Genomic DNA, 7,194 nt, shown 5'->3' with positions numbered 1-7,194 from the left:
ACCGAATACCACAGAATGAATTGCTCCGATGCGCGCGCAGGCCAACATGACAAATGCTGCTTCCGGCACCATCGGCATATAAATAATCACGCGGTCGCCTTTTTTAACCCCGAGCGACTGCATCATGCTTGCCGCGCGCTCGACCTCCTTCTGCATCTCGCTGAAGCTATACGTTTTTTCCTGGTTAAGCTCAGTCGAAATCCACACCAGCGCGTTCTGGTTCCCGCGTCCAGCCACGTGACGGTCTACCGCGTTATAGCAAAGATTGGTCAGCCCGCCGACAAACCATTTTGCAAACGGCGGTCGGCTGTAATCCAGGACGGCGCTGAAAGGTTTATGCCAGTCGATGAGCCTGGATTGCTCGCTCCAAAATGAATTGGGGTCGTCAATTGAACGTCGATAGAACTGTTGGTAGGTTTGTTGCATTTGCCACCTCCTGGAATATTAGCCGCTTCGCCACTTGACGGGAAAATACATTTCTAGAAGTGAGTTTAACACATCACTATTAATAATTGATATATATGCATTATTATATTTTTACAACCGTCCGGCCGCGGGCTTGCGCTTTGAGCATTTTTTCGAATACCGGGGGCAGTTGATCCAGCGTGACCGTTTGGGCAATTTCTGCAAGATGCCTGGGGCGTAAATCCCCTGCCAACCGAGTCCAGACGGCGCGGCGAAGCGGCATCGCCGTATACGCCGAATCCACACCCAGTAAGCGTATTCCGCGCAGAATAAATGGCAGAACGGTAGTATGCAGTTCCACGCCGCCGGCGTTGCCAAAACTGCCGACAACGCCGTTTGGCTGCATGGTGCGAATGAGCCATGCCAACTGCTCGCCCCCGATGGAATCGAGTGCGCCCGCCCACAGCGGCTTTTCCAATGGGCGTGTGCCCATTTGCAGCTTGTTACGCGATTGCACTTCGGCTGCGCCGAGCTTCTTTAGATAATCGTGCTCTCCATCCTTGCCGGTAATGGCAACCACTCGATAGCCGAGCTTAGCTAGGATATCGATTCCGATACTTGCCACTCCGCCGGTAGCGCCCGTAACCACGACATTGCCGTTGGCGGGCTTAAGATCGTTCTGCTCCATAATGTGAATCGCCAAGGCAGCAGTGTACCCGGCTGTGCCGATCGCCATTGCGTCGAACAAACTTAGGCCTTTTGGCAGCGGTACCGCCCAAGTGGCCGGCACACGTACATATTCTGCATAGCCTCCGTCGTGCGACACACCCATATCGTAACTGGTGACGATGACCTCATCACCTTTGTTAAACCGCGGATTAGCCGAGGATACCACCGTGCCTGACACGTCTATTCCGCCGATGCAGGGAAAGCGGCGAATAACTTTTCCGGTACCGGTTGCCGCCAAAGCGTCCTTGTAATTGACACTTGAATAGGCCGCCTTGAGTACAACCTCGCCCGCATCCAATTCGTCTAAGTTGGTCTGGACGAGACGACCTGCTACCGTGCCGTCCTCGGAGAAAATCCTGTAGGCCTTGAAATTTTGCATGGAAAAATCCCATTAATCGTTGTGCATGAATTGAATATCGAATTGGGGATGCGGAACCGCGGACTAGATGTGCAGCGCGCGCTTAGTTACACCCAGTGCGGCTTCGTGAAACACTTCGGAAAGCGAAGGATGGGCATGCACGATGCGCGCAATGTCTTCGCTGCTTGCTGAAAATTCAAGCGCGACAACCGCTTCCGCAATCATTTCCGAAGCGTACGGCCCGATGATGTGCACACCCACGATGCGGTCCGTCTTAGCGTCTGCCAGGATTTTCACGAAGCCCGAGGTTTCCCCCAAGCTGCGTGCACGCCCGTTTGCCAAAAAAGGAAACTGGCCTGCGTGATATGCGACTCCGGCGTTCTTCAGTTGCTGCTCGGTCTCGCCCACCCAGGCGATTTCTGGAGAAGTATAAATGACCCAGGGAATCGCTTCGAGATTGACTTGGCCCGCCTGACCCGCAATAATTTCGGCGGCCATCACGCCCTCCTCCGATGCCTTGTGAGCGAGCATCGGTCCGCGCACCACATCGCCGATCGCAAACACATTCGGCAAATTGCTGCGGCAACAGGCGTCCACTTCTATATAGCCCCGGCTATCCAATCTCAGTCCCACGGTTTCGGCACCCAGTGCGGCGGTATTTGGAAACCTGCCGATGGCGACTATTAATTTGTCGCATTCAAGCGCTTGTTGAGCGCCCTTGTTGTCTTCGTATTCAACCGTAACCCGTTTTTTACCGGCTTTTGCCAAAGTAACGGTAGCGCCTGTGCGAATGTCTAAACCCTGTTTGGTAAAGATCTTCTGCGCTTCCTTGGCGACTTGCTCGTCCGCCACCGGTAAAAAATCCGGCAACGCTTCAAGTAGGGTGACCTCTGACCCCAAACGCCGCCACACGCTGCCCAATTCCAAGCCGATCACGCCTGCGCCTATCACGCCGAGGCGCCTTGGCACTTCGGTAAACGCGAGTGCACCTACACTATCCACGACCAATTTCCGGTCCAGCGGAGCGCCGGGTAGCTGCCTTGGTAATGAGCCGGTCGCAACGATTACATGCCTGGCTTCCACGTTTTCAGACTTGCCGTCATCCGATATTTCAATTCGATATGTTTCATTCGCTGAAACAAAGCGGCCTTTGCCATGCATTGATATGACTTTGTTTTTCTTGAACAGCAGATCAATGCCGCCCGTGAAACTTTCTACGATTTTGTTTTTGCGTGCCTGCATCACGCCCACATCGATGTCAACACCATGAACGTTCACTCCGTGTTCAAAAAACTTGTGCCGCGCGCGCTGGTAGTTTTCAGAAGATTCAAGCAAGGCTTTGGACGGGATACAACCGACGTTCAGGCAGGTTCCACCAAGACTGGGCTTGCCTTTTTCATTTTTCCAATCGTCGATACAAACAGTGTTGAGACCGAGCTGCCCGCAGCGAATTGCGGCGACATATCCGCCAGGCCCAGCGCCGATGATCGCCACGTCGAATGATCTGGCCATTATTCATTCCGCTCAGAACGCAGAGAACCAACGGCGTGAAATACACCCAACATCGATCCCGCGTTAAGACTCAACAGTAGACGTCAAACCTCTAAAAGTAAACGGGCCGGATCCTCAAGCGCTTCCTTAATCGCTACCAGGGATAGTACCGCCTCGCGCCCATCGATGATCCGGTGGTCATAGGACAGCGCCAGATAATTCATGGGTCTTATCACAATCTGGCCACTTTCCACCACAGGCCGTTCCTTGGTCGCATGAATTCCGAGGATCGCACTTTGCGGCGGATTGATGATTGGCGTCGAGAGCATCGAGCCGAATATGCCTCCGTTAGAGATCGAGAACGTACCGCCGGTCAGTTCTTCGATGCTGAGCTTTCCTTCCTGAGCCCGGGCGCCGAACTCGCTGATCTGTTTTTCGATTTCAGCGAGCGAGAGCTGATCCGCATTGCGAACGATAGGCACGACCAGGCCTCGCGGAGAGCTCACGGCGATACCGATATCAAAATAGCCGTGGTAAACAATATCATTTCCGTCTATCGATGCGTTGACAATCGGAAATTTTTTAAGGGCTGCAACCGCCGCCTTGACGAAAAATGACATGAAACCCAGCTTAATGCCATGCTCCTTTTCGAATTTCTCTTTGTAGCGGTTACGCAGTTCAACTACCGGCTGCATATTGACTTCGTTGAAAGTGGTCAAAATCGCGGCCGCGTGCTGCGATTCCAGCAAACGCTCGGCGATGCGCGCGCGCAGCCGTGTCATCGGCACACGTTGATCAACACGATCTCCGGGCACACCTGGCAAATTGACCGGACCGTGTTCCGGTATATTTGGCGCGGCTTGTTGCAGGGCTTCCTGGTGCGAGATTACGTCAGCCTTGGTAATCCGTCCGCCGCGTCCGGTACCGGTGATTCGGGTTGCGTCGAGCTTGTTGTCCGCAACCCGTTTCCGGGCCGCCGGCATCAATAGCGGTTCCTTTGTCGTCTCCGCTTGCGGCTGGGCTTCCGCCTGCGGTTCCGCCGCGACGCTCGGCTTGGCACTGGAATCAATGGTGGCAATGACTTCGTTGCTCGCCACTGTTGCCCCTTCATTCTTGATTATCTTAGCGAGCACCCCGGAACTGGGCGCCGGGAGTTCCAGAATCACCTTGTCGGTCTCGATGTCTATCAGGTTTTCATCCCTGTGCACAAATTCACCCTGCTTTTTGTGCCACGACAACAAGGTCGCTTCAGCAACAGATTCGGACAAGACCGGAACTTTTACCTCTACCAACATCATCACTCCAATTTTTGTTGTGGGCGCTAGCAGTAAACGTATTGTTAACGGGCGGTTAAATCAATGCTGCGCTCTGCCGTTGTCTACAGCCAGTTTTTCTCGGAATGCCGCGGCCACCAATTCTTTCTGCTGGCGATTGTGCAAAGACAGATAACCCGCCGCGGGTGTCGCCGATGAAGGCCGCAGCGCATAGGAAAGCTTCTGGTCCGCGCGCATATGGCGCAAGAGATAGTGCTGTATTCGGTGCCAGGCGCCTTGATTGCCCGGTTCTTCCTGCGCCCAGATAATTTCTTTGGTGTACGGATAGCGGTCGATTTCGGTCTTAAATTCGTGATGAGGAAATGGATAAAGCTGTTCGATGCGAATCACAGCGATGTCCTTGATGCTATGTTCGCGCCGGTAGGCCGTCAGTTCGTAATAGACCTTGCCACTGCAGAAAACGATGCGTCTGACTTTGCCCGGATCAGGTTTCTCGACATCCGCAATGATGGGCTGGAAACCGCCTTGCGCCAGTTCTTCCAGCGTAGAGACCGATTCCTTGTGTCGCAACAAACTCTTGGGGGTCATTACGATCAACGGCTTGCGCAGCGGGCGCAGCATCTGCCGGCGCAGCATGTGGAACATCTGCGCCGGCGTTGTCGGCATGCAGATCTGCATATTGTAGTCTGCGCAAAGTTGCATGTAGCGCTCGAGCCTCGCGGAAGAATGTTCCGGGCCCTGCCCTTCGTAACTATGCGGCAGAAACATCACCAGACCGCAGATGCGACCCCACTTCACTTCGCCGGAAGCGATGAACTGGTCAATTACCACTTGCGCTCCATTGGCAAAATCGCCGAACTGCGCCTCCCAGATCACGAGTTCGTTAGGCTCAGCTGTAGCGTAACCGTATTCGAACCCCAAGACGGCTTCTTCCGACAGCAGAGAATCAATCGCCAAAAAGTCTGACTGCGCGTCCGATATATGCTGTAAGGGAATGTACGTGCCATCATCCCAGCGCTCCCGGTTCTGGTCATGCAGCACGGCATGCCGATGAAAAAATGTTCCGCGTCCGGAGTCCTGGCCGGAAAGCCGCACCGGATAACCCTGCTCAAGCAAGCTGGCGTAAGCCAAGGTCTCCGCCATACCCCAATCCAGCGGTAGTTTTCCCTCGCCCATGAGCCTGCGCTCCGCTATAATTTTTTCAACCCGCGAATGCAGCTTGAAATTAGACGGAACGCTTGTAAGCCTGGTTGCAAGCTGCCGCAATCTTTCCAGTGGCACATTAGTCGGCGTGGGATCGGTCCACTTGGTACCTTTGAACGGCGCCCAATTAACCGTATGCACCGGCTTGTAATTGGAAAGAACGGATTTATTTGTCTGCTCCCCGGCATCCAACGAACTGCGATAGCTGTTGATCATCTCATCGGCCTGGTTCGGCTTGATCACGCCTTCCGCCTGTAGCTTGTCTGCGTAAACTTTGCGCGTGCCGGGGTGTTTGGCAATTTTTTTGTACATCAGCGGCTGGGTCACCAGCGGCTCGTCCTGCTCATTGTGCCCAAGACGCCGGAAGCAAACCATATCGATGACCACATCCTTTTTAAACTGCATGCGAAAATCCAGTGCTATTTCACCGGCAAACAAAAGCGCCTCGGGGTCGTCCGCGTTGACATGAAAAACCGGCGCCTCGACCATTTTTGAAACGTCGGTGCAATACAGCGTGGAACGCGTATCGCGCGGATCGGACGTAGTAAAGCCGATTTGATTGTTGACGATAACATGTATCGTGCCACCGGTGCCGTAGCCCCGGGTTTGCGAAAGGTTCAACGTCTCCATGATTACGCCTTGACCGGCGAACGCGGCATCGCCATGCAAAAGTATCGGCAGCACCTGCTTGCCTTCCCGATCTTTGCGCCGATGCTGGCGCGCTCGCACCGATCCCTCCACAACCGGATTGACGATTTCAAGATGAGACGGGTTGAATGCCAGGGTCAGGTGCATGGGACCGCCCGCTGTCATGATGTCGGACGAGAAACCCTGATGATATTTGACATCGCCGGCCGGCAATTCGGCGGAGTGTTTGCCTTCAAATTCGAGAAACAGGTCTTTGGGTATTTTGCCCAGCGTGTTGACCAGAACGTTGAGCCGCCCGCGGTGCGCCATGCCGATCACTGTTTCCTGTACACCCAGTTTGCCTGCATGCTGGACCAGAAAATCGAGCAGCGGAATCAAACTGTCGCCCCCCTCAAGGGAAAAGCGCTTTTGCCCCACATAACGCGTGTGCAGATACTTCTCCAGAATTTCGGCCGCGGTCAGTCGCTCCAGAATGTAACGCTTGTAGTCTGGGACGAAGTTGGGTTTGGCACGTGCTCCTTCCAGTCGGTTCTGTATCCAGCGCTTTTGCTGGACGTCGGTGATATACATATATTCCGCGCCAACGCTCCCGCAATAGGTTTGCTTGACCGCCTTGAGAATTTCGCGCAGCGTCAGCTGGTCGGGTCCCACCAGCGAGCCGGTATTGAACAGCGTGTCCATATCGGCATCGGTCAATCCGTAATGCGCCGGATCCAGCTCCTGCACGTACGGTTTTTCCTGACGCTTCAAAGGATCAAGATCTGCATGGCGTGCCCCGAGAAAGCGATAGGCATTAATTAATTGAAGTACTGAAACCTGTTTTTTTACCGCGGCAGCGATGTCCGTTGCGGCTGTAATTGTGGCATGGCCATTGCCGTGACGTTTGGTCAATTCGACAAAGTTCTGGCGGATCAAGCTGTGAGACACCTCTTCAGCCGTTCCTTTGACCTGGTCAAAATATTCGCGCCAGGCGGTGCCAACCGAATTCGGGTTTCGTAAGTACGCTTCGTACAGCTCTTCGATAAACGGGGCGTTGGCGCCGTAAAGATAGGAATTGCTCAGCAATTTCTGCATCATGTTAAACCT

The 7,194-nt window shown here is 54.0% G+C and carries 5 protein-coding genes; all 5 read right to left on the bottom strand.

Annotation, left to right across the window (positions count from 1 at the left end):
- Nucleotides 1–426 (bottom strand): acetyl-coenzyme A synthetase N-terminal domain-containing protein (locus tag VLV32_03555; GenBank protein ID HUL40969.1); only part of this gene is annotated, 426 nt, incomplete at its 3' end.
- A gap of 103 nt (nucleotides 427–529) precedes the next feature.
- Entirely contained in the window at nucleotides 530–1,513 is a 984-nt protein-coding gene (locus tag VLV32_03550; GenBank protein HUL40968.1) for an oxidoreductase, read from the bottom strand.
- 63 nt (nucleotides 1,514–1,576) lie between these two features.
- Complete coding sequence (gene lpdA, locus VLV32_03545) at nucleotides 1,577–3,004, bottom strand: dihydrolipoyl dehydrogenase (GenBank protein HUL40967.1); 1,428 nt, start codon at nucleotides 3,002–3,004, stop codon at nucleotides 1,577–1,579.
- A gap of 83 nt (nucleotides 3,005–3,087) precedes the next feature.
- Nucleotides 3,088–4,281 carry a 2-oxoglutarate dehydrogenase complex dihydrolipoyllysine-residue succinyltransferase gene (gene odhB, locus VLV32_03540; GenBank protein ID HUL40966.1) on the bottom strand — a complete coding sequence of 398 codons (1,194 nt, stop codon included), beginning with the start codon at nucleotides 4,279–4,281 and terminating at the stop codon, nucleotides 3,088–3,090.
- 57 nt (nucleotides 4,282–4,338) lie between these two features.
- Nucleotides 4,339–7,185: a 2-oxoglutarate dehydrogenase E1 component gene (locus VLV32_03535; protein ID HUL40965.1), complete on the bottom strand. Its 2,847-nt coding sequence runs from the start codon at nucleotides 7,183–7,185 to the stop codon at nucleotides 4,339–4,341.
- Nucleotides 7,186–7,194 lie beyond the last annotated feature (9 nt).

The organism is Burkholderiales bacterium (genome assembly GCA_035518095.1).
Taxonomy (GTDB): Bacteria; Pseudomonadota; Gammaproteobacteria; order Burkholderiales; family JAHFRG01; genus JAHFRG01.
Note: the sequence above shows the minus strand (reverse complement) of the source record. Positions and strands in the feature narration are given on the sequence as shown.